The sequence below is a fragment of the Pectinatus haikarae genome (assembly GCF_050916305.1).
In the GTDB taxonomy this organism is placed as follows: domain Bacteria; phylum Bacillota; class Negativicutes; order Selenomonadales; family Selenomonadaceae; genus Pectinatus; species Pectinatus haikarae.
In genome coordinates this window covers 1,320,139-1,343,465 of record NZ_CP116940.1, presented here as the reverse complement: position 1 = coordinate 1,343,465, position 23,327 = coordinate 1,320,139, and the positions used below count along the sequence as shown (strand labels likewise).

Below are 23,327 nucleotides of genomic sequence, written 5' to 3'. Positions count from 1 at the left end.
TAACTTCTTATGAAAATGAATCCTGAGGAAATAACAGCCATCATCAAGGAACAAATCAAAAACTACAATGTTGATTTGAACGTTGATGATGTTGGCACTGTTATGGAAATCGGTGATGGTATCGCTCATATTCATGGTCTTGATAAAGCCATGTCAGGCGAACTTCTCGATTTTGGCAGTGATATATATGGTCTAGTACTTAATCTTGATCAGGACAGCGTTGGTGCTGTTTTGCTCGGTGGTGAAAATAAAATAAAAGAAGGTGCGTCTGTAAAACGTACCGGAAAAATAATGCAGGTCCCTGTCGGCGACGCTATGATAGGCCGTGTTGTCGATGCACTCGGGCGTCCCATCGACGGTAAAGGTCCCATAGCTTCGCAGGAAAATCGTCCCGTTGAATATCCCGCCCCCGGAATTGCCGATAGAAAATCCGTACATGAACCTCTGCAGACTGGTCTAAAGGCAATTGATGCACTTGTTCCCATCGGAAGAGGTCAGCGTGAACTGATCATAGGTGACCGCGGCACAGGTAAGACAGCTATAGCAGTTGACACAATTTTGAACCAGAAAGGCCAAAATTGTATTTGCATCTATGTTGCCATAGGTCAGAAAGCTTCTACCGTAGCTCGTGTAGTCAAAACACTTGAAGACAATGGCGCTATGCAATACAGTATTGTTGTAGCTGCTACGGCGGCAGACAGTGCTCCGCTTCAATATATAGCTCCTTATGCCGGTGTTGCAATGGCCGAATACTTTATGTACAAGGGCAAGCATGCTTTATGTGTTTATGATGATTTGTCAAAACACGCAGCTGCCTACCGTGCAATGAGTTTGCTTCTGCGCAGACCGCCAGGGCGCGAAGCATATCCGGGTGATGTATTTTATTTACATTCCAGACTATTGGAACGTGCTGCAAAATTATCGGATGAATTGGGAGGCGGCTCTATTACTGCACTCCCTATAATCGAAACTTTGGCCGGTGATGTGTCCGGTTATATTCCTACAAATGTTATTTCCATCACTGACGGACAGATAATGCTGCAGACAGAAATGTTTTATTCAGGGATAAGACCCGCAATTGATGTCGGTCTTTCTGTTTCCCGTGTCGGCGGCAGTGCCCAGATAAAAGCGATGAAACAAGTTGCAGGCCGCATGCGCCTTGATTTGGCACAATACCGTGAATTGGCCGCTTTTGCTCAATTCGGTTCCGATCTTGATAAAGCAACGAAAGATCAGTTGGATCGCGGTGCCCGTATGGTCGAAACTCTGAAGCAGGCCCAATACTCGCCGCTGAATGTAGCAGAACAGGTCTTGGTAGTCTATACTGCTGTTCGTGGTTTTCTGACTGATGTTCCAACAGAAAAAGTAGCATCTTTCCAGCAGGATTATCTTAAATTTATCAACTCATCACATTCCGAACTTATTGACCTTATCAATAAACAGAAAAAACTTGATGATGATTTAGAAGCCCAGATAAATAGATCTATTGAAGAATTCAAATCATCATATACCTTTTAATCAACTATTTTCTAAGTATATTTGCCAAATAAAAGGCGAGGTGATTAACTTTTGGCCAGTTTACAGGATATACGCCATCGTATAAAAAGCGTAAAGAATATCCAGCAGATCACTAAAGCCATGAAAATGGTAGCCTCTGCCCGGCTGAGAAGAGCTCAGGCAGCCGCGGTAGCTAATAAACCCTATGCCGAAAAAATGTATCAGGTGATTGGCGAGGTTGCTTCGAATATATCAGGCACCTCTCATCCTCTACTGGAAAAACACGACACAGGAAAAATACTGTTCGTCATTCTATCTTCTGACAAGGGACTTGCTGGTGCTTATTCCAGTAATATTTTCAAAGAAGCAAAAATTCATATTACCGGTACCAATGAAGCAGAAAACTTTATACTGGAACATAAAAAATCTACTGCCAAAATTGGTACTAAAACAGCATCGGAGCTTGCACCACAAAAACAGCCTACAAAGACAGATTCTGAAAACCTTTTGGAAAAAACCATTCTAGAGACTGTGGCAAAAAATGATCTTGATATTATTGCTATTGGTCGAAAAGCGTCTGAACATTTTAAGGGACATGGCTACAATGTGGTAAAAAGCTATACTGGGTTCAGCGAAAGACCTAAATACGACAATGCCCGCACTATCGCTGCAGAAATTACAACGCTTTTCACTGAAGGGAAATATGAGGCTGTATATATGATCTATACACGTTTTGTTTCCGCCATGTCTGCCGTTCCTGAAACAGTGAAGCTGTTGCCGTTTGAAAATGTAAGTGCAGAAGCTGCGAATATACCGCACGCCGAATATATTTACGAGCCTTCAGCCGAAACGGTACTCGGCTTTTTATTGCCGCAGTATATCGTTACCATGATCTATGCCGCATTGCTGCAGGCCGCTGCCAGCGAATTGTCCAGCAGAATGACTGCCATGAGCAATGCTACAGATAATGCTCAGGATCTTATGTCCAGGCTGGATCTGCACTATAATAAAGTACGTCAGGCCAACATTACCCGCGAAATCACCGAAATCGTGGGCGGTGCGGAAGCACTTAAGTGAGGAGGTTTTTAATCATTGGCTAAGGGTAAAATTGTACAGGTCATAGGACCTGTCGTAGATATTAAATTTCCTGCCGAAGATTTGCCCGCAATATTAAACGCAATCACCATAGAAGGCAAATCCGGTGACATTGATATTAAATTGACGGTAGAAGTAATGCAGCATTTAGGTGACGGCATCACCCGCTGTATCGCAATGAGTTCTACTGACGGACTGACACGTGGTATGGATGCTGTTGATACAGGATCAGCTATAAAGGTTCCCGTTGGTGAAGAAACACTTGGACGAGTCTTCAACGTTCTCGGACAGACTGTAGATCATAATCCAAAACCTGTGGGCAATAAGGAATTTTGGCCTATCCATCGGCCTGCACCAAAATTTGACGAACAAGAAACAGCTACGCAGATTCTGGAAACAGGCATAAAAGTCGTCGATCTTATCGCTCCTTATGCACGCGGCGGTAAAATTGGTTTATTTGGCGGCGCCGGTGTTGGGAAAACCGTACTTATTATGGAACTAATACATAATATAGCTACTCAGCACGGCGGATATTCTGTATTTTCCGGCGTAGGCGAACGCACACGCGAAGGGAATGATCTCTGGTCAGAAATGACTGAATCAGGAGTTATAAATAAAACTGCTCTTGTTTATGGTCAGATGAATGAACCGCCAGGTGCCCGTATGCGTGTGGCTCTGACCGGACTGACCATGGCGGAATATTTTCGTGATGTCAAAAATCAAGATGTGCTTTTATTTGTCGATAATATATTTCGTTTTATCCAGGCAGGCTCGGAAGTATCCGCTCTGCTTGGCCGCATGCCGTCAGCAGTTGGCTATCAGCCCACACTGACAACAGATGTCGGTGCTCTGCAGGAACGCATAACTTCCACAAAAAAAGGATCGATTACCTCTGTTCAGGCTGTTTATGTTCCTGCAGATGATTTGACAGATCCTGCTCCTGCTGCTACATTTACTCATCTTGATGCTACCACAGTTCTTTCCCGCCAAATCGCTGAATTAGGTATTTATCCGGCGGTAGATCCGCTTGATTCGACTTCCCGTATACTTGACCCGCATGTGATTGGTGATGAACATTATCATGTTGCCCGCGGTGTTCAAGCTGTTCTACAGAAATATAAGGAACTTCAGGATATCATTGCTATCTTGGGCATGGAAGAATTATCAGATGAAGACAAACTTACTGTCACCCGTGCACGCAAGATTCAAAGATTCCTTAGCCAGCCATTCGCTGTAGCAGAACAATTTACCGGTACTCCGGGAAAATATGTTCCGCTTAAGGAAACGATACGCGGCTTTAAAGAAATTCTGGAAGGCAAGCATGACGATCTGCCCGAAAGCGCATTTTATATGGTCGGCAGTATAGATGAAGTAATAGAGGCAGCAAAAAAAGCAAAACAGGAGGCATAATCCATGTCAACAATTAAATTGGAAATTGTTTCTCCTGATAAAATGGTCTATTCTGAAGACGTCGAAATGGCTATTGTCTATTCTACCGGTGGAGAATTAGGTATTCTTTCCGGACATGCTCCATTGCTGACCGGCATCCTGCCCCATGCTATGCGTGTAAAAAGGAATGGCGGTGAAGAGCTGATAGCTGTCTGTGGCGGCTTTATGGAAGTAACTCCGCATAAAATAACTTTGCTGGCATCTGCTGCCGAACTGCCTATAAATATTGACATAAATCGTGCCCAAAAGGCATATGACAGGGCAAAGGAACGACTGGAAATCCTGCAAAAAACGCCTGAAGAACATCAAGATATAGATTCAATGCGTGCTCATGCGGCACTAGACCGTGCCAAGGCCCGTCTGCATGCAACAAAAAATATATAGCAGTTTATTTTTGACCGCGGCTGATCTTATAGCCGTGGTTTTTTTATTTGCTTTCAGCACTTATAAAACATATAATATTAGTAAGTTATTTCTTTAATATGATATTTTATTCCCTGAGAATTCAGTATTTTAAAGATTTTCTGTAACAGAAAGGACGGTTTGCAATGAAATTTACAGGCTATATAGGTACTTACGATTCATTTGAAAGTTTTGGTATTTATCAGTTTGTCTTTGATGACAACACAGGACGGCTTTCAGAACCCAGTCTGTTTTATAAAACAAAGGGTGGCAAATGTGTGGCTATTGCCGACGATAAAATTTTATTCACCAAAGAGTCTTCTGCCAAATCGGGAATTACGTTAATAGATAATAAGACAAATTCATTATCAGAACTTCTCACTGAGAAAGCATCTCCATGCTTTATTGCTTTTCACGATAATAATATATATACTGCCAATTATCATGACGGCGTTGTCATGATCTATAAAGTAAACGGTAATAACCTGCAGATCATAAAACGTTTATCTATGGGAAATGAGGCAGGATGCCATCAAGTTCTGCTTTTGCATAATTTGCTTTTTGTACCATGTCTCAATCTTGACTGCGTCAATATATATGATGCCGCAAATGACTTTTCTCTGACTGGAAAAATAACCTTTTCTGCCGGTACCGGACCGCGCCACGGAGTTTTTACTTCCGATGAAAAGCGACTTTACTTAGTCAGCGAGCTCAGTAATGAATTATTTTATTTTAAATTGCAACCGGATAAATCCTGGCAGTTGATGAAACAATTACCCATTTGGTTAAAGGGCACGGCAAATGCGTCTGCCGCTATACGCCTTTCGCAAGATGAGCGTTTTATTTATATTTCAACACGGGGCGATAATATATTATCAGTTTTTTCGATATCTGACAACATACCTGAACAAATTCAGCAAGTATCCTGCGGCGGAGACCATCCTCGGGACTTTCTTCTAAGCCCCAGCGGCAGTTATCTCTTAGTTGTCAATAGATTATCAAATAACTTACTCAGTATGCATATTGACAAATCCAGCGGCCTCATCACTGCTATTATTGACAGTACGACAGTACATGAAGGGGTAGGAATAACATTGAAACAGGGAGGAATTTAACATGTCAACACCAACATTTACAATATTCGGAGGAACGGGAGACCTGACTTTTCGAAAACTGCTGCCTGCACTTTACAATATGCACACAGCAAAGGACAGTGCAGACGATCGTCAGATCATTATTATCGGACGCCGTGATTACAGCACGGAGGAATATTGTGGAAAAGCCAGAGATTGGGTGAAAAAATTTTCCAGACTCCCGTATACCGATGAAGATTTTGAGAAATTTTCTGCTCAAATCAGCTATTACAAAATGGACTTTATCGACAGCAATGCCTACTCTTCATTGAATCTTTATTATAAAGAAAGAGATTTGAACGATCATATATTTTACTTTGCCGTTGCTCCCCGTTTTTTCAGCATCATCGCCAGCGGCCTTACTAATGTGAAAAACGCCTGTCATGGTAAAGTCATTTTAGAAAAACCATTCGGTGAGGATTTAGATTCGGCAAAAGTTCTTAATATCCAGTTGGAAAAATTTTTCTCCGCAAAAAACATTTTTCGGATTGATCATTATTTAGGCAAAGAAATGATCAGAAATATTCAAACGCTTCGTTTCAGCAATCCTATTTTTTCAAATTTATGGAATTCCCGCTACATTGAATCTATCCAGATATCCGCTTCTGAAGATATGGGAATAGAAGGACGAGGCGGCTATTATGACGCAAGCGGTGCTTTGAAAGACATGGTCCAAAATCATTTATTTCAAATATTATCCATAGTAGCAATGGAATGGCCCGAAAAATTTTCCGCTGACGCAATGCATGATGCTCAGATCAGAGTGCTTCGCGCACTGCGCCCGGTGGCAGACATCCGTGAAACATTGGTGCTGGGGCAGTATGAAGGTTATCATCAGGAACAGCTCGTAAAACCGCATTCATCCACAGAAACTTACGCCGCGCTGCGTTTATTCGTAGACAACGAACGGTGGTGGGGCACTCCATTTTATATACGCACCGGGAAAAAGCTGGACAGAAGGGAAATTAAAATTGCGATTATATTTCGCCCTTCCTTTCTTGAAAAGGCCGCTCAAAATATTCTAATAATAAAAATACAACCCAGTGAAGGTGTATATCTTCAATTCAATATAAAAAAACCCGGTGACACGGACGAAATAATCCAGGCAAAAATGGATTTCTGTCAAAATGACTATGTTAATAAACTCAACACACCGGAAGCTTATGAACGTCTTATAAAAGCCTGCATAAATGATAATACTTCCTGGTTTTCACAATGGGATCAAATAGAATTGAGCTGGAATTTTATAGATAAACTCCATGAATTATACATATGGGAAAAACTTCCTATATTCAAATATGCAGCCGGTACGACCGGACCGGAACAGGCTAATGAATTACTGCGCGGCTTCGGTCATGAATGGATAGATTGATGTCATCACAGCAAAATTTCAAGATCCGTTCAAAATCTATTGTATTATCGCAAAAATTCCTTGACTCTATCATTCTCTTTTATTATAATAATTGAGTATGAAGTTTTCTCTTGTGATTTCCAGCCCCGGTAATCGTGATGAGGCTTTATATAATTATATTTATAAATTATTTTAGTTAATCGCATTATAGGGAAGGAGATATCGATGAAAACCACATTCATGGCTAACAGCCAAAATGTTGAACGCAAATGGTACATCGTGGATGCTGAAGGTCAGACAGTAGGCCGCCTCGCTGCCGAAATCGCTAAAGTACTCCGCGGTAAACATAAACCCACTTTCACTCCGCATGTCGATACTGGTGATTTTGTTATTATTGTAAATGCTGAAAAGGTGAATTTCAGTGGGAAAAAATTAGTCCACAAGACTTATTTCCGTCATTCTGGCTATCCGGGAGGTACTACTTTTACTTCAGCGGGACAAATGCTCGAAAAACAGCCTGCTAAAGTTTTGGAATCTGCTATTCGCGGTATGCTTCCAAAGAATCGTCTCGGTGCTCAAATGTATAAAAAACTCAGTGTATATGTCGGTTCTGAACATCCTCATGCTGCTCAGAAACCCGAAGTACTTGAGTTTAACATTCGTTAATAACTGGAAGGGAGAACAAATTTAAATGGCATTAGTTACTTACTACGGCACAGGTCGCAGAAAAACTTCTGTTGCCAGAGTTCGCTTGGTTCCAGGTGAAGGCAACATTAAAATAAATGGCCGTGATATGGGTGAATATTTCGGTCTTAAAACATTGGAATTAATAATAAAACAGCCGCTCGTATTGACCGAAACTGAAGGAAAATACGATGTGATCGCTAAGGTAGAAGGCGGCGGAGCTTCCGGTCAGGCCGGAGCAATTCGTCATGGCATTTCTCGTGCACTTCTTCTTGTTGATGCTGAATTACGTAAATCATTAAAAAAAGCCGGTTTTCTGACACGTGATCCGCGTGAAAAAGAACGTCGTAAATACGGTTTAAAAAAAGCCCGCAAGGCTTCACAGTTTTCCAAACGTTAATATTTTATGGTATTTTTTTATCCCGCAACCACAAGGTTGCGGGATTTTTATTTATGATTGCTATGTTTAAATTATATGATAGAATGTAAATTATAGTATATTTTAATATTTCATTTATATGGAGGCTAAAATGAAACAATGTATGGACGCTGAAAATCTTCACCGCCGTCTGAAAAAAATCATAGGTCAAGTGCAGGCAATTGATCGTATGGTAGATGAAGATGTGCCATGTGAAGATATTCTTTCGCAAATAAACGCAGCAAAATCTGCCTTGCATAAATCGGGTCAGGTAATTCTTGAAGGCCATATACGTCATTGTGTACTTGACGGTATTGAACACGGTGATGTGAATAAAACCATAGATAATTTTACAAAAGCCGTTGAACGCTTTGCCAATATAACTTGATTCATAATAAAAAGGGCAATATATTCTTTTGATATATAATTTTTCTCTTGACAACCTATAGGGGTATATGTATTATATGCATATACCCCTATAGGTATAGAGAGGTGATGCTAGATGTTTTATAAACTTCGGCAAAATAAATTTGTATCAAAAGATATCATATTTCTTATTATTTCTTCTGTTTCTCTGCTTCTCAGCTTCCTAAATGCCTTCTCTTTTTCATTTGATATGGCATGGATAGCCATATTTCTTTGCGGTATTCCTATTATCAGGGAAGCTGCTTCGAAGCTGATTTCTTCTTTTGATATCAAAGCAGATATTTTGGTATCAATAGCCCTGATAGCCTCCGTCAGTATTGGTGAATTCTTTGCAGCAGGAGAAATTGCTCTAATCATGAAATTAGGCAGTCTTCTGGAAGAAATAACTGTTGCAAGAGCAAAAGCCGGCATAGAAAATTTGTTACATTTGACTCCCCAGACAGCACGGAAAATATTAAATGGCCAGGAGATGACAATTTCTGCCGAAAAAGTAGCAGTAGACGATATTTTGCGTGTTTTTCCAGGAGAAATGATCTCTGTTGACGGGATAATCGTATCAGGAACTACCTCTGTCGATCAGGCTGTTATGACAGGCGAATCACTGCCCGTCGATAAAAACCCCGGTGACACTGTTCTGAGCGGCACAACAAATCTCTTTGGTTCTTTTGACATGAAAGCAACAAGGGTAGGCAATGACAGCTCTATACAGCGTATCGTCCAATTGGTCCGCTCGGCAGATGCTGGAAAGGCAAAAATTGTCGGCCTTGCTGATAGATGGGCCACCTGGATAGTAATTGCCGCATTAATCACATCTTTATTAACCTGGTTCATCACGGGAGAAATTATACGAGCTGTGACTATATTGGTAGTTTTCTGTCCCTGTGCTTTAGTTTTAGCTACACCGACGGCAATAGTTGCCGCCATAGGAAACGCTACAAAGCACAATATTCTTATTAAAAACGGCGACGCTCTGGAACGGCTGGCTTCCGTATCAAAAATTGTATTTGATAAAACGGGCACGCTGACCTGTGGCAGTCTTCAATTATCCGGCATGCAAAAGTTTTCTTCCGACTATACGGAAGATGAACTTTTCACATATGCAGCGACTATTGAATCCAGATCTGAACATCCTTTGGGAAAAGCTATGGTGTCAGCCTATTATGAGAAACCTGAACAAAATCTATTTTCATTGGAAAATTTTCAAATATTTCCCGGTCGTGGTTTGCAGGCTACTATCAACGGGAAAAATATAATCGCCGGTAATATAAGAATGTTATCAGAACAGCAAATACATATCAGCCGTCTTTATCATTCCTTTATAGAAAAATATTTGACCGACGGCTATACGATTATTTATATGGCAGTAGATGGCATTCTTGCCGCCATTTTCACGTTAACGGATACGCTGCGTCCTGATATAAAAAAAACCATAGCATCAATAAAGGAATGCGGCTTTACCACAGCACTTTTGACCGGAGATAATGAATATTCCGCCAAAAATGCTGCTGTTCATTCAGGAGTCGACAGTGTTCATGCCAATTGTCTTCCTGCTGATAAATTAAAACAAATCGATACATATCAACAGTCTGGTAATAAAATTTGCATGATCGGTGATGGCGTTAATGACGCACCCGCTTTGAAAAAAGCTTTTGTCGGCATTGCAATGGGCGAAACCGGCAGTGATATTGCGATAGATGCTGCAGATATTACGCTTATCAATGACAGTATTAAGGAAGTACCACATTTACTTTATCTTGCAAAAAAAATGATGACAACAATAAAATTTAATTTGACTTTTTCCATGCTGCTTAATTTTCTTGCTGTAATCATGGCTGCAACAGGTTTTCTGGATCCAGTAGCCGGTGCTTTAGTTCATAATGCAGGATCCGTATTTGTAATAATAAACTCATCCTTATTATTGAATTGGCACAAAAAAGATACTGTGCACTCTTTTATATAAAATATTTTTTCACACAATAAAACACCATCACTTTCTTTTGTCTCTTGCTAAAAGACATTGCCTATGTTATCATTAATCAAATAAATAGAAAAATAAGAGCTGCGCAGGCAGCTCTTATTTTATCTGCATTTCACGGAGGCGACATGAAAAGAACTTATACTTACAAGCAAAAAACTTTACAATTTTTCACTGTATTGATGCCCATTTTCATCACACAACTATCAATTATTTCAATAGGTTTTTTTGACACTATCATGTCAGGACACGCAGGTGAACAGGAACTGGCTGGAGTGGCTATTGCCACAAATCTTTTTTTCCCGTTTTTTAACAGCAGTCTCGGTATTATTTCTGGATTGACGCCCTCTATAGCACATCTTTACGGAGCAGGAAAAAAAGAAAAAATACGCTTCATTGTCCAACAAGGCTTTTATTGGGCCTTATGCTTGGCATTTTTTTTTATTGCAGCGGGAATTTTATTGGTCAACATTCTCATTCCTGTTTTGAATCTCGAAATACGCGTAAATTATGTTTTTACTCACTTTCTTATTGCTATAGCATTTGGTATATTCCCCATATTCCTATCTGCTGTACTGAGAAATTTTATTGATGCGCTCGGTTTTACCAAACTTACCATGTGCATAACGATGTGCACTGTTCCTATAAATATTTTCCTAAATTATCTTTTTATTTTTGGATCCTGGGGATTCCCGGCAATGGGCGGTATAGGTGCCGGTATAGGTTCCGCCATAACCTATTATATAAATCTTTTGCTGAACGTATTAGTTATAATTACAGTGAAGCCTTTCAGACATTATCTGATATTCAAAAATTTCCCGCGCCCCTCATTTGCCGAATGGAAAAAACAGCTTAGTGTCGGCATTCCAATAGGCAGCACCATTTTTTGCGAACAAAGCATTTTCGGAGCAGTAGGCCTCCTTATGACAGTCTACGGTACTGTGGTCATTGCAGCCCATCAATCAGCTCTCAATTTCACTACCATGGTTTATATGATCCCCTTAAGTATCAGCATGGCGCTTACAATTCTGGTCGGCTACGAACTTGGTGCAGGTCGACCTGCTGACGCAAAAAAATACAGTCGTCTGGGACGGCTGCTATCCTTTGTATTTGCTGCGAGCATTGCTGCTATTTTAATTAATTTTCGCACAGAAATTTCCTCACTTTATACGACTGATGTCCATGTTAAATATCTTTTGTCTGTATTTTTAATTTATGCTGTATGCATGCAGGTAACAGATGGTATCAATGCTCCCCTGCAGGGAACGCTGCGCGGTTATAAGGATGTAAAAATCACTTTTTATCTGGCCGTCCTGTCTTACTGGCTTATCGGCCTGCCATTCGGCTGGCTTCTCGCCGTTCCATTTGCTTTCGGACCTTACGGTTATTGGCTGGGACTTATTGCCGGTCTTCTAAGCGGTGCTGTTTTACTGGCATTTCGTCTTAAAAAAGTTGAAAAAGAATATTAATAGGTTCATTGTAAAATGAAATTGAACAGTTAGAAAAAAGTCCACAGTAACTTTTCTTCAAATGGTAAAATGGAGTTCTCACAGCACCATTAACCAAAGAGAAGACAATCACTATGGACTGCCATAATTATATCACACACACATTGTTCAGATTTTGTTAAGTGGGTAGTTGAGCAAGTTAGGACAAAAAAGTGGTCTTTAGACGCTTGCGTCGGTCATGCGCGCCTGCACCAGCTCTTTGCTGATAAAGAAATGGTATGCACGAAGACCCTATATAACGAAATGGCTACTGGTAATGATGTTGTACAATAAAAATTGGCACCCTATTCTCAAGGATTGTGATATATAATTGATAGAAAATAGGAGAAATAAGATGGCAAAACGAATTATAAAAACTTATGACCAAGAATTTAAATCACAGGCTGTAAAATTAGCTCAGGAGATTGGTGGACACAAAGCCGCAACGGAACTGGGGCTTCCAGATAGTACTATCTATACATGGGTTAAAGCCTTCAAAGAAGGTAGGTTGGAGGCAAAAGACGCTGTTCATACTCCTTCCAATGCCTTATCTCTTAACGAGGAACTTATTGAACTTAAAAAGCGTGTTAAAGAACTGGACAAAGAGAATCACCATCTTAAAGAAGTGAATGAATTTCTTGAGGAAGCAAGCGCTTTTTTCGCCGCCAGCCGTCGGAAGTCAACAAAAAACAGAGATTGATATTTATTGCAATAAAAACTGAAGACGGCACTATTAAAGGTAAAATTTCATTCTATTGTAAAAGTCTATGCGTAACCAGACAGGGATTTCACAATTATCTTAAATATAAAGATAAGCCTTGGAAATATCAGTCTCTTGCAGATGCTATGTTAGATATCTGTGCTGAAGATGAATGCAATGATACCTACGGACGAATCAGAATGCATCAAGCTTTAGAGCTAAAAAAGCCTGCTGGTATTGAGATTCCGAGTGAACGGACTGTATACCGTGTTATGGAAGAAATCGGTATTAGCCATAGACCAAAAAGAAAACCTAATGGAATCACAAAAGCTGATAAAGAAGCCAGAAAATCTGATGACTTAATTAAACGTGATTTCTATTCTGATAAACCGTTAAGCAAGTGCGTAACAGATATGACTGAAATAAAGTGTCTGGATGGAAAGCTGTATGTATCCGCAGTTTTTGACTGCTTCGATTCTGCAGTACTGGGATTAGCAATGGATACAAATATGAAAGCCACGTTATGTGAACAAACAATAATTAATACATATAAAGCATATCCAGAAATTCGGGGCTGTATCCTGCATAGTGATAGGGCAACACAGTATACCAGTGAGCTGGTACCGTAATGCAATTAAGCAATACGGAATAGTACAAAGTATGAACAGTGCAGGTGGCAGATGCCATGATAATGCCCGTTGCGAAAGCATGTGGGCAAGATTAAAGGAAGAATTAATCTATAATCGATATAATGCTTCAAAAACAACTGTTGAACATATAAAAACAATGGCTTTGTAAAGTAAACATGAAAGATTAACAAACAGAAACAGCCAAATACTTCAAGCAACGAACAAAAGCTTGTGTTTACTTCTGGCAGAAAGATTCAGCCCTGCAACTTGTGCCGGAGTCAAACTGTTAAGAGCGGAATGAGGACGGACAAAATTGTAAAAAAAGAGAAAAACCGCGATAAGGTTGTTGGCGGAATTGAAAGAAGAAAATCCCTGTTTGGTTTTATACCATGCTTTGAACTGCTTGTTAAAGCATTCGATCAGGTTGTTGGTGATATCGTCACTGAAGCTGTGGACACGGATATGTTTGACATTCAGCACTGCTTTTACAGGAACTTTGTAGGCACTGTAACGGTCGGTTACAATGGCTCTGGGTTTGCCAAGGTGCTTAACGGAATTAAGCAGGGAAAAAGCCTGAGGACTATCCCGGTGTTTGGAAAGATGAAAGCCGAGGACAAAACGTGTTTCGCTGTCCACAATTAACCAAAGATAATATTTCATGCCACGGATTTTCACCACGATTTCGTCCGCGTGCCATTCATCGGAGTCGAAATTGAGCGTTGGTATCAATCCAAGTGCAATGTTGTGAAACAAAGGGGCAAATTTCGTACACCAGTTGCTGATGGTGGTGTGAGAAAGCTGAATATTCATGACCGTACGCATAATAAGAGCAATATTACGGAAAGAATTCTTGCCTAAATAAAACATTGACAATGCCGTCAGAATAACATGCATAGGATAACGCATTCGCTTGAAATTGGTTTTTCCTGACAATTTCTACATGGAAGGTGCTGTAATAGCAGCTTGTTTTGGGACAAAAAGGGAATGACCGCATTTCTTGTCACCACATTGGTAGTTTGAATAATATTTGTGTTCATGATGAAGAAACATGGCCTTCCCGCAGATAGGGCAAATTGGGTAAGAACGTATGCGTGGCCTTCCTGATTTGCCGGTTGTATTGGCATATGGTACAAATTGATGCCCGCATACACGGCAAAGATATTTTTGATTTCCATCTTTATCTTTGCCATAACGATAAAAGGAGCCTATGAAAAAATCTCTGTAAACAAACTTCCACTCGAAGTCATAAGGTCTTCTATGGTACAATCTAGTCATAGGAGGAGGCCTTTTTATCATGGCAAAACAGCGCAAAGAGATTCACAAGGTTGAAATGACCGATGGAAAGCGGGCTATTATCCAGCAGCTCTTCCAAGAGTATAACATCGAGAAACCAAATGACATCCAAGATGCCCTGAATGATCTGCTTGGTGGCACCATCAAGGAGATGATGGAGTCTGAAATGGATGAACACCTGGGCTATAGCAAATCGGAACGCTCCGACAGCGAGAACGCCCGTAACGGTTATAAACCAAAGCAAATGAACAGCAGTTATGGCAGCTTTCAGATTGACGTTCCTCAGGATCGGCAATCCTCATTCAAGCCACAGGTTGTCAAGAAGCGTCAGAAGGACATCTCTGCCATTGACCAGAAAATAATTTCCATGTATGCCAAAGGGCTGACGACCAAGCAAATTTCTGAAACCATCGAGGATATCTATGGGTTTGAGGCATCAGAAGGCTTCATATCGGATGTCACTGACAAAATCCTGCCCCAGATTGAAGAGTGGCAGTGTCGGCCACTTGCCAGCGTCTATCCTATTATCTTTATTGACGCCATTCATTTTTCGGTACGTCATGACAGTATTGTCAGCAAGTTGGCTGCATATGTTGTGCTCGGCATCAATGAGGATGGCTACAAAGAAGTACTCGCCCTTGAAGTCGGTGAAAATGAAAACAGTAAATACTGGCTGAGTGTTCTGAACGGTCTTAAGAACCGCGGCGTCCAGGATATTCTTATCCTCTGCTCGGACGGACTCACAGCGCTTAAGGAAGCTATTGCTGCAGCCTTCCCAAAAACAGAACACCAGCGCTGTATTGTGCATATGGTACGTAATACCCTTAAATATGTAGCCAATAAGGACATGAAGAATTTTGCCAGAGATCTTCGGACGATCTATACCGCTCCTGACGAAAAAACCGCTGTCAGACGGTTAGAGGAAGTAGATCAGAAATGGACGTCCCAGTATCCAGCAGCCATGAAACGGTGGCATGATCACTGGGATGTCATAACACCAATCTTTAAGTTTTCGATAGATGTTCGTACAGCTTTCTATACAACGAACACCATTGAGAGTTTAAATTCTTCCTACCGCCGTTTAAACCGTCAGCGAAGTGTTTTCCCAAGTTCACAGGCTCTGCTCAAGGCTTTGTACCTGTCCACTTTCGAGGCTGCCAAGAAATGGACTATGCCACTTCGGAATTGGGGAAAGGTAAGAGGTGAACTGGTCATCATGTACTCTGACAGATTACTGGCATGATAGCTCTAACGAAATGACGATTTATTAATTCTTTATTAACTATCATAGAAGACCTTATTTACAGACTTTTATTCATAGCCCCAGACAGAATTTGTGAAGAATCAAACATTTGCTGATCTCAAGACTTTAAAACTGGAATTTGCTGATTATATGAATTGGTTCAACAACCACAGAATTCACTCCTCTCTTGATTATTTAACACCAGTTGCATACCGAATGAATACCCTTAAAAAAGTTGTTTAGTTTACTGTTGACAATCCAAACCTTATTATTACCCATGCTATAATCACCTATAGAAAGAAGTGATTATAATGCCTGATAGATTAACCTACTATGAATTAGACAATAAACCTAAAGAAATGCTTTATTACTTATGCACGCTAGAAAAAAAATACAATGGTGACGTTGATACTATTTTAGATAATTTTGAACATAAATATATGTCTAATTCAGATGATAATTTTCGTAATAATGAATACATTAAGATATTGGAATCTAAAGGATATATATACATAGATGCAATGGGTTCTGATAACACTATCTACATATGGACAATACTTGGTCCTCAATATTGAAAACGTCCGTCTGATTCTTCTTCACAGCCTGCGGATGGAACTCACCTTTCCGATCACGAGGAATGTCGAGAGAAATATACCCATCGTAAACGTCACGGTTTTCTTGCTATAACCGTTCCAACTATCATCCGTATCCTTGTTTTTATAGTCGTATAGTACCAAGATGATCATCATGGTTTGCAGCGTAACTCCGAGAAGGTCCTTGAACATGTTCTGAACACCCTGTGCATCTTCCGGCTGATATGCACTCAGCAGTTTTTGGAGAAATTCTTTACGTTCTGGGGAAAGTCTTCTTTGTCTGGCAATAATAAAAGCCTCCTGAATTAATATTTATTCTAACATTAATCCAGGAGGAATAGTTTATTTTTTCTATTTACACATAATTAGTTACAGTCTCCCGCCCGTTTTTTTGGGCGGTATAACCATACATAGTTGTAGGATTTAAATTTTCTTTACTTGTCAAGAAGGAATTAACCAAATATTTTTGGAATGTTATTACAGGTTATTTTATAATCTAATACATAAAAACTGTCCATGAAAGACGGTTTTCGTAACAAGGAGTGTTGCGTATGCTTTTTTAATAGTGCTTGATAAATTTACGTCTAACCTATTAACTAAAACTATTAATAATTTTAGAAAGAAGTGTACATATTGGATAATCATGATTACAACTTCAAAGAACCTTGGTATCTTAAATTTTTTGTAGTTATACCATTAATTTTACTTAGTATGGCTATACCTGGCTTAGCAATATTACTTATTCCAATTTATTTTATGAAATCAAAAAAAATAAAAGAACATTGTATTAATATTAGCAACTATAGTAAGGAAGCTTTAGAAAAAATGGAAACTGAATCTGCTAACATTATAGAAAACGCTAACATTGAAGCCAATACAATTAAAATCAATATGCAAAATCATTTAGTAGATTTGAATGCTAAAATAGCTAACAAACAATCTATAATAGATGAAACTATAAAAGAAGCCACGAAACAAGCTGATTTCAAATTGACTGATAAGAAAAATGAGCTTGATTATATAAATGCCGAAATCGATAAAAAATCTTTTTATATGGATGAAATTAACACCTTAAAAGATGAAATAAATTCATTAGAAACAAAAATGACTTCCCGACAGGATAAAATTGCTCGCTTGATGTCTATTCAAAAAAGTGTTAATCGTGCCATCAAAGTATATTTAAAACATGCAAAAACCACTACTGATGATCAAATTATTTTGCCGCAAAACCTTATAAGTGATATCGAAACTCTAGCACCAGCCATTACTTTGAAACTTCATTGTATGGATTATAAGGATTTGCGTAAAGCATTCCGTGCTAATAATAAATTAATCACAGATACCCTCGAACGTTATGAAGACCGTTATACAACAAAAACCAATAAAGCTATTTATCAGCTTATGGTAATTGGTCTACAAGCAGAACTACAAAATGTTCTTTATACGCTTACCTATTCCAAACTACAGGATGGTATTATTTCTATAAAAAATGTTATTAATAAATATTTGAATATTGCTCGTGACGGCAGTCAAACAATCTCTTCTACCTTGGCTAAATTTATTGGTGAAGTAGAACCGTTTTTTATTGATGCTGCAAAAATTGAATATGAATACTATGTAAAAAAAGAAGCTGCCAAGCAAGAACAGATGGCGCTTAGAGCACAGATGCGTGAAGAAGCCGAAGAACAACGCCGTTTAAAAGAAGAACAGGAACAAATCGAAAAAGAAGAATCTAAGTACAAATCTGAAATTGATAATATCAATCAGCAATTACAAAATTCTAATGACGATGAAAAAAATCAGGAATTACTTGCTAAAATTAAGGAACTGGAAGAACAGTTAAAAGGCGTTAACACTAAAAAAGAAGATATTCTCAATCTTCAAAATGGTAAAGCTGGTTATGTATATGTAATCAGTAATCTTGGCTCATTTGGTGATGATGTATTCAAAATTGGCATGACCAGACGTTTAGATCCGCAAGAACGTATTGATGAACTTGGTTCTGCTAGTGTACCATTTAAATTTGATGTACACAGCTTTATTTTCTCGAAAGATGCTGTTAAATTAGAATCTGATTTACATGCAGCCCTTGATGAAAAACGTCTAAATAAAGTTAATTCACGTAAAGAATTCTTCAAAGTATCGATTGATGAATTAGAAGAACTCGTTAATGAATATGATTCTACCGCTGAATTTAATACAACAATGTCTGCTGAACAATATCGTCAATCCCTTTCATTATTGGATAAAACTAACGATACCTACGACGATGAAGTAACAAGTGCATAGCTATTAATTACTAACAATTACTAATATTATGAGGTGAAATTTTGGATAAAATAGCAATTCGTAATTTACGATCATTAAAAGATACTGGCGATATAGAATTAAAACCTATTACTGTTTTGGTGGGAAGAAACAGTTCTGGTAAAAGTACGTTCTTAAGATCATTTCCTTTGTTAAAACAAAGCATTGAAACTAATACAGCTGAACCACTTCTATGGTTTGGTAATTATGTAGATTTTGGCGATTTTGATACAGCACTATCCCGAAATACAACTAATAAAATTATACAATATAAGTTTGTTTATAACTCAATAAAGGGTTTTTTTAGAACACGTTTGAGACTTCGAAATTTTTCGATAAAAACTAATTCAAGCTGTACAATTATTTTAGATATTGGAGAAAAATTTTTAAAAAAAGCAATATTAACTATATGTAATCAAACTATTGAAATTGAATATAATGAGAAACAAGACATTAAAAATTTAAAAATAAATGAGTCTAATGTGCAACTTAATGAGCGTAAACTAGTTTGTGACAAAGACAATAATCAAGTGATTCCTGATATTTATTATGCCGATCTTTATGAGAAAAACATTTACTTACGTACCAGTATTCGCAATTTTTTTAAAGATAAACTCAATAAATTTATTTTATCTAAATGGGCTTTTAATAATACTAAGATAAGTACTATAGAAAAATTTATATCAGAATTACCATTTTCTGATATAAATACTCTTTTTGCTAATATAAAAAAAAGCAAAAATTTACCTTCAACTTTATCAAAAAACATTGATAATTTAAAAATTGATGATTCTGATTTTGAAAAATTCAATAATTTATTTGTCGGAATTTATATAATGGATATTATTGATTGTGCTAACCGCCTAATGACTCATGATTCAGAGCAAATAAAATATATAAAACCTATTAGATTTAATGTTGAGCGGTATTATAGAATTCAAGGATTAAATATAGAAGATATTGATTCCAGGGGTGAAAATATTCCAATGTTTTTACATAGTCTATCTTTAAAAGAAAGAACAGATTTCAATAAATGGACTAAAAATATTTTTAATTTAAATTTCTTAATTGATAATATAAGTGGTCATGTTTCATTAATAATTAAAGATCTAAAAAATGATGTTACTTTTAATTTAGCAGATGTAGGATATGGTTATTCACAAATATTACCAATTATAATTTTACTTTGGAATTGCCAAAGAAATAAACGTAAAAGGCATCCAATATTTTTACGTCCATATCCAAAAAACATTACGCTTGCAATCGAACAACCAGAATTACATTTACATCCTGAGTTTCAAGCACGTGTGATTGATTTATTCGTATCAGTTATAAATGAAATCAAAAAGAAACCATTTTCTTTAAAAATTATTTTTGAAACACATAGTGAAACGATAGTTAATAGATTAGGTTATCTGATTAACAAACATAAATTAAAACCCGATGATGTAAATGTTTTAATCTTTAATAAAGATATTAATAATGTTGCATCTGTTGATAGTGCTACTTTCACAGAAAAAGGCAAATTACAAAATTGGCCCCTTGGATTCTTTTCACCGGAGGGGATATAATTGTTATTCGAGTTAGATGATTCCATTAAAACTTTTTTTGAAACAAATGCTAATCTAAAACCAACTTCTCCTGAGATTAAAAGTATAAATCATTTATTTGAAACAGTATCAAATAGTGAGCATTTATTAACAGCTGATCTTGATACTCTTATATTTTTTCAAACCTACAAACTAATGAATCAGTTAACAAAACAGGTTGCATTTTATCTATCAGAAAAATGGTATCAAAATTATGATGATCAAATACATACTAAGTTTCTAGTAACAATGAGTTCAGAAAAAATTCAAATAGTAGACGATCATATTTTTAAAGTACCATTAAATTATTTAGGTAATATTAGTAAAAGTAGACTTTATGCCGAAAATGCAGATGATGCTAACTTTTATATAAATTTTTGTAATAAATTGCATACGTTCTGTAAAAATTATAATGGATTACATTTTAATATAGAACCATTAGGCACTGGCGGGAGCACAACAGCTACTACTATAAAAAATGAAAGCACTAAAAAAGTATTAGCTTTATTTATTATTGATAGCGATAAAAAATCGCTAAATGAAAATAATGGCGGAACTGCTAATCAAGCATTAAAAGAATATAAATCTCTGAATAAAGAATTCGTAGCAAATATCTATGTACTAAATGTTCGCGAAAAAGAAAATCTACTAACACCTGAACAATATAAATTATGTCATTGGGATAGTAAGAAAATTATTGATACTTTGGATTTTTTTAGTGAATATAACAAGATCTGTTTGGATAAATGGTTTTACATGGATATAGCAGATGGAATTGACTTAAAAAACGTTAAAAATGATAAATCATTTTATAATGCATTAAATTCATATTTAACCAAAAATAAAAGAACTGAGTTATTGGCTATGCTAAAAGAAGATAATATTGAAAAAAATCCCACCATTTTATGCGGAGTAGGAAAAAAAGCATGCACTACCTTTTCAGATCAAATACTTAATGGCAGCTTAAAAACAGAACTAGAAAAGTGTAAACAACACAATGGAAATCCTAAAACAATAAAAAAAATGGAAGAAAAATGTGAATGCATTGAAAAAATCTATGATATGTTTCCTGAAAAATTAAAAGATGAATGGAAGAATATCTTTAATAATATTTATGATTTTGGATGTTGTTTAAGCGAAGATGAACTTGTAAATGCTCAACTTATTGAATAATAACTAAAATAAAACCGCCCAGTGCGGGAACACTGGACGGCTCGGGTTGAGATATAAGCTTTTAACTAAGATTATTATATCACAGCCCTTGTTATTTTAAAATGAAAGGACTGTTTTTATGATTGCTGCACTTTATGCACGTTTTTCATCAGACAACCAACGTGAGGAAAGCATTGTTGCCCAGCTTCGTGCTGGACGGGAATACTGCAAAAGAAAAGGTTATTCTATAATTAAAGAATATGCCGATGAAGCTTATACTGGAACAAATGATAATCGTCCTGGCTGGATTCAAATGATGAAGGATGCCAGCCTTGGTATGTTTGAAACTTTAATTTGCCATAAAATTGATCGTGTAGGCCGCAACGAATATGAATATTATACTAATAAGTTTAAGCTAAACGGCTGGGGTGTTAATATTGAATTTGCCGCTCAAGATATTGACTTTTCTACTCCTGAAGGTGCATTGATGGAAAATCAATTAGCTGGCTTTGCTGCCTACTACTCACGTAATTTGTCCAAAGAAGTACGAAAAGGTTTAAAGGAAAACGTGCTTTCTGGACTCAGTACCGGCGGCAAACCTGCTTTTGGCTATGATTTAGAAAATAAACATTATGTAATAAATGAACACGAAGCTATCGCTGTACGATATATTTTTGATGCTTATTTGCAGGGTAAAAGCTATTTACAAATATGTGACTGGCTTAATAGTCATGGATATAAAACTAAGCTCGGCAATAGTTTTGGTAAAAATTCAATCCATGATATGCTTTGTAACCGACGCTATATTGGTACTTGTATATTAGGTAAAAATAAAAAGATGGCTAATGGTAAACGCAATAACCATGGTAAAGACCCTGACGATATGATTGTTGTTGAAAATGCCTGCCCAGTAATTGTTGATAAGGATGTTTTTATGAAAGTGCGTAACTACATGGATAAAAATAAACAACGCCCTGGTGCCAAACATGCAAAAAGGATATATTTATTGTCCGGCCTTGTTGAATGTGCAGAATGCGGCTCATCTATGAGCGGATCGACTACAACAATGCGCAATGATAAAGAAATACGATATTATCGCTGCAGTAAAAAAATGACCAAGGGTTCAAATAAATGTATAAATCGCTCTGTTCCTGCAGATGATTTAGAACGCCTTGTCATTACTCAAATGCAAAAAATCTTTTTAGAAAAAGACTCTATTGATAAACTAATGGATCGTGTTGTAAAAATTTATAATGAAAAAGCTATGGATGAAACAGTACTGCTTGATGCTGCTGAGAAAAAAGAAAAGAAAATAAAACGTCAGCTCAATAATATTTATGATTTGTTTGCTGACGGCGTAGCTGATGAATTTGATAAAGAACGCCTTGCTGAAACAAAAAAAGAGCTACTTTCCATTCGCAGTACGATTGCAAAATTAGAAAGTAGCTATATCCCCCTGCTCACAAAAGAGCAGGTTATAAAATATATTGAGCAATACCATAATGACATTTATAGCAAAGACCCCGACACATTAAAAAATCTTATAAATCATTTCATTGAGAAAATCTTTGTAACCCCTTATAACATAACGATTCGTTACCGGTTGGAGTTTGATGGTGCGCCCGGTGGGAGTCGGACCCACGCACACGGCTTCGGAGGCCGATGCTCTATCCACTGAGCTACGGGCGCATGAACAACAGCTAATATTATAACATATACTGATAGTTTTTTCTATATTTTAAAATACACGAATGTAAAATTTTATTATATTTAACAATATAAACACTTTTGATACAACTACCTTTGATATAATAAGCTTCCTGCCAATTGCGATCCTCTCATTCCGTTAGAACTTATTCTTCAATATTTTACATTTATTTTAATATTGCACATCTCCCCATATT

The 23,327-nt window shown here is 37.5% G+C and carries 19 protein-coding genes, 1 tRNA gene and 4 pseudogenes; 22 read left to right on the top strand and 2 right to left on the bottom strand.

Going from position 1 to position 23,327, the window contains the following annotated elements:
• Positions 1 to 9 precede the first annotated feature (9 nt).
• The 15 genes and pseudogenes from atpA to NXG61_RS06515 all read left to right on the top strand — a co-directional run bounded on the left by atpA (position 10) and on the right by NXG61_RS06515 (position 13,415).
• Positions 10 to 1,518, top strand: a complete 1,509-nt coding sequence (gene atpA, locus NXG61_RS06585) for a F0F1 ATP synthase subunit alpha (protein WP_307223038.1) — start codon at positions 10 to 12, stop codon at positions 1,516 to 1,518.
• A 51-nt stretch (positions 1,519 to 1,569) separates the two neighbouring features.
• The gene (gene atpG, locus NXG61_RS06580) at positions 1,570 to 2,574 is read left to right on the top strand and encodes an ATP synthase F1 subunit gamma (protein ID WP_307223036.1); all 1,005 of its coding nucleotides are present in this window, start codon (positions 1,570 to 1,572) and stop codon (positions 2,572 to 2,574) included.
• A 15-nt stretch (positions 2,575 to 2,589) separates the two neighbouring features.
• Entirely contained in the window at positions 2,590 to 4,002 is a 1,413-nt protein-coding gene (atpD, locus tag NXG61_RS06575) for a F0F1 ATP synthase subunit beta (RefSeq protein ID WP_196603475.1), read from the top strand.
• Positions 4,003 to 4,005: 3 nt separating this feature from the next.
• The gene (gene atpC / locus NXG61_RS06570) at positions 4,006 to 4,425 is read left to right on the top strand and encodes an ATP synthase F1 subunit epsilon (protein WP_196603474.1); all 420 of its coding nucleotides are present in this window, start codon (positions 4,006 to 4,008) and stop codon (positions 4,423 to 4,425) included.
• 164 nt (positions 4,426 to 4,589) lie between these two features.
• Positions 4,590 to 5,558 carry a beta-propeller fold lactonase family protein gene (locus NXG61_RS06565; protein ID WP_196603473.1) on the top strand — a complete coding sequence of 323 codons (969 nt, stop codon included), beginning with the start codon at positions 4,590 to 4,592 and terminating at the stop codon, positions 5,556 to 5,558.
• Between the two features lies 1 nt (position 5,559).
• Positions 5,560 to 6,948, top strand: coding sequence for a glucose-6-phosphate dehydrogenase (gene zwf / locus NXG61_RS06560; RefSeq protein WP_307223032.1), 1,389 nt, complete (start codon positions 5,560 to 5,562; stop codon positions 6,946 to 6,948).
• Between the two features lie 204 nt (positions 6,949 to 7,152).
• Positions 7,153 to 7,593, top strand: coding sequence for a 50S ribosomal protein L13 (gene rplM, locus NXG61_RS06555; RefSeq protein ID WP_196603471.1), 441 nt, complete (start codon positions 7,153 to 7,155; stop codon positions 7,591 to 7,593).
• Positions 7,594 to 7,618: 25 nt separating this feature from the next.
• Positions 7,619 to 8,011, top strand: coding sequence for a 30S ribosomal protein S9 (gene rpsI / locus NXG61_RS06550; protein ID WP_196603470.1), 393 nt, complete (start codon positions 7,619 to 7,621; stop codon positions 8,009 to 8,011).
• A 130-nt stretch (positions 8,012 to 8,141) separates the two neighbouring features.
• Positions 8,142 to 8,417: a metal-sensing transcriptional repressor gene (locus NXG61_RS06545; RefSeq protein WP_196603469.1), complete on the top strand. Its 276-nt coding sequence runs from the start codon at positions 8,142 to 8,144 to the stop codon at positions 8,415 to 8,417.
• 114 nt (positions 8,418 to 8,531) lie between these two features.
• Positions 8,532 to 10,415 (top strand): heavy metal translocating P-type ATPase, encoded by a 1,884-nt coding sequence (locus NXG61_RS06540; RefSeq protein WP_307223028.1) that lies wholly within the window; start codon positions 8,532 to 8,534, stop codon positions 10,413 to 10,415.
• Positions 10,416 to 10,558: 143 nt separating this feature from the next.
• A complete protein-coding gene (locus NXG61_RS06535) occupies positions 10,559 to 11,899 on the top strand; it encodes an MATE family efflux transporter (protein ID WP_307223026.1) in 1,341 nt (446 codons plus the stop codon).
• 138 nt (positions 11,900 to 12,037) lie between these two features.
• A pseudogene (locus NXG61_RS06530) lies at positions 12,038 to 12,196 on the top strand (IS30 family transposase); the annotation flags it as partial.
• A gap of 76 nt (positions 12,197 to 12,272) precedes the next feature.
• The gene (locus tag NXG61_RS06525) at positions 12,273 to 12,617 is read left to right on the top strand and encodes a transposase (protein ID WP_196595541.1); all 345 of its coding nucleotides are present in this window, start codon (positions 12,273 to 12,275) and stop codon (positions 12,615 to 12,617) included.
• On the top strand, positions 12,614 to 13,246 hold the full coding sequence (locus NXG61_RS06520) for a DDE-type integrase/transposase/recombinase (RefSeq protein WP_307223024.1): 633 nt from the start codon (positions 12,614 to 12,616) through the stop codon (positions 13,244 to 13,246). Before NXG61_RS06525 ends, NXG61_RS06520 begins: the two co-directional genes overlap by 4 nt.
• A gap of 31 nt (positions 13,247 to 13,277) precedes the next feature.
• Positions 13,278 to 13,415: a hypothetical protein gene (locus NXG61_RS06515; protein ID WP_307223022.1), complete on the top strand. Its 138-nt coding sequence runs from the start codon at positions 13,278 to 13,280 to the stop codon at positions 13,413 to 13,415.
• A gap of 41 nt (positions 13,416 to 13,456) precedes the next feature.
• Here the strand turns inward: NXG61_RS06515 and NXG61_RS06510 are convergent.
• Positions 13,457 to 14,455, bottom strand: a pseudogene (locus tag NXG61_RS06510) (IS6 family transposase).
• A gap of 85 nt (positions 14,456 to 14,540) precedes the next feature.
• Here NXG61_RS06510 and NXG61_RS06505 point away from each other — a divergent pair.
• The 7 genes and pseudogenes from NXG61_RS06505 to NXG61_RS06475 form a co-directional block, all read left to right on the top strand.
• Positions 14,541 to 15,782, top strand: a complete 1,242-nt coding sequence (locus tag NXG61_RS06505; protein WP_432748928.1) for an IS256 family transposase — start codon at positions 14,541 to 14,543, stop codon at positions 15,780 to 15,782.
• An 81-nt stretch (positions 15,783 to 15,863) separates the two neighbouring features.
• Positions 15,864 to 16,025, top strand: a pseudogene (locus tag NXG61_RS06500) (IS3 family transposase); the annotation flags it as partial.
• Between the two features lie 68 nt (positions 16,026 to 16,093).
• Positions 16,094 to 16,357, top strand: a complete 264-nt coding sequence (locus tag NXG61_RS06495) for a hypothetical protein (protein WP_307225252.1) — start codon at positions 16,094 to 16,096, stop codon at positions 16,355 to 16,357.
• 651 nt (positions 16,358 to 17,008) lie between these two features.
• Positions 17,009 to 18,664 carry a GIY-YIG nuclease family protein gene (locus NXG61_RS06490; protein ID WP_307225248.1) on the top strand — a complete coding sequence of 552 codons (1,656 nt, stop codon included), beginning with the start codon at positions 17,009 to 17,011 and terminating at the stop codon, positions 18,662 to 18,664.
• A gap of 41 nt (positions 18,665 to 18,705) precedes the next feature.
• On the top strand, positions 18,706 to 20,253 hold the full coding sequence (locus NXG61_RS06485) for a DUF3696 domain-containing protein (RefSeq protein ID WP_307225247.1): 1,548 nt from the start codon (positions 18,706 to 18,708) through the stop codon (positions 20,251 to 20,253).
• On the top strand, positions 20,254 to 21,444 hold the full coding sequence (locus tag NXG61_RS06480; protein WP_307225246.1) for a hypothetical protein: 1,191 nt from the start codon (positions 20,254 to 20,256) through the stop codon (positions 21,442 to 21,444).
• A 118-nt stretch (positions 21,445 to 21,562) separates the two neighbouring features.
• Positions 21,563 to 22,600: pseudogene (locus NXG61_RS06475) on the top strand (recombinase family protein); the annotation flags it as partial.
• Positions 22,601 to 23,037: 437 nt separating this feature from the next.
• Here the strand turns inward: NXG61_RS06475 and NXG61_RS06470 are convergent.
• A tRNA-Arg gene (locus NXG61_RS06470) sits at positions 23,038 to 23,112 on the bottom strand.
• Between the last annotated feature and the right edge of the window lie 215 nt (positions 23,113 to 23,327).

Coding starts and splice junctions, on each gene's coding strand:
- atpA (WP_307223038.1), top strand. CDS start 10: ATGAAAATGAATCCTGAGGAAATAACAGCCATCATCAAGGAACAAATC.
- atpC (WP_196603474.1), top strand. CDS start 4,006: ATGTCAACAATTAAATTGGAAATTGTTTCTCCTGATAAAATGGTCTAT.
- NXG61_RS06565 (WP_196603473.1), top strand. CDS start 4,590: ATGAAATTTACAGGCTATATAGGTACTTACGATTCATTTGAAAGTTTT.
- zwf (WP_307223032.1), top strand. CDS start 5,560: ATGTCAACACCAACATTTACAATATTCGGAGGAACGGGAGACCTGACT.
- rplM (WP_196603471.1), top strand. CDS start 7,153: ATGAAAACCACATTCATGGCTAACAGCCAAAATGTTGAACGCAAATGG.
- rpsI (WP_196603470.1), top strand. CDS start 7,619: ATGGCATTAGTTACTTACTACGGCACAGGTCGCAGAAAAACTTCTGTT.
- NXG61_RS06545 (WP_196603469.1), top strand. CDS start 8,142: ATGAAACAATGTATGGACGCTGAAAATCTTCACCGCCGTCTGAAAAAA.
- NXG61_RS06540 (WP_307223028.1), top strand. CDS start 8,532: ATGTTTTATAAACTTCGGCAAAATAAATTTGTATCAAAAGATATCATA.
- NXG61_RS06535 (WP_307223026.1), top strand. CDS start 10,559: ATGAAAAGAACTTATACTTACAAGCAAAAAACTTTACAATTTTTCACT.
- NXG61_RS06525 (WP_196595541.1), top strand. CDS start 12,273: ATGGCAAAACGAATTATAAAAACTTATGACCAAGAATTTAAATCACAG.
- NXG61_RS06515 (WP_307223022.1), top strand. CDS start 13,278: ATGAACAGTGCAGGTGGCAGATGCCATGATAATGCCCGTTGCGAAAGC.
- NXG61_RS06505 (WP_432748928.1), top strand. CDS start 14,541: ATGGCAAAACAGCGCAAAGAGATTCACAAGGTTGAAATGACCGATGGA.
- NXG61_RS06495 (WP_307225252.1), top strand. CDS start 16,094: ATGCCTGATAGATTAACCTACTATGAATTAGACAATAAACCTAAAGAA.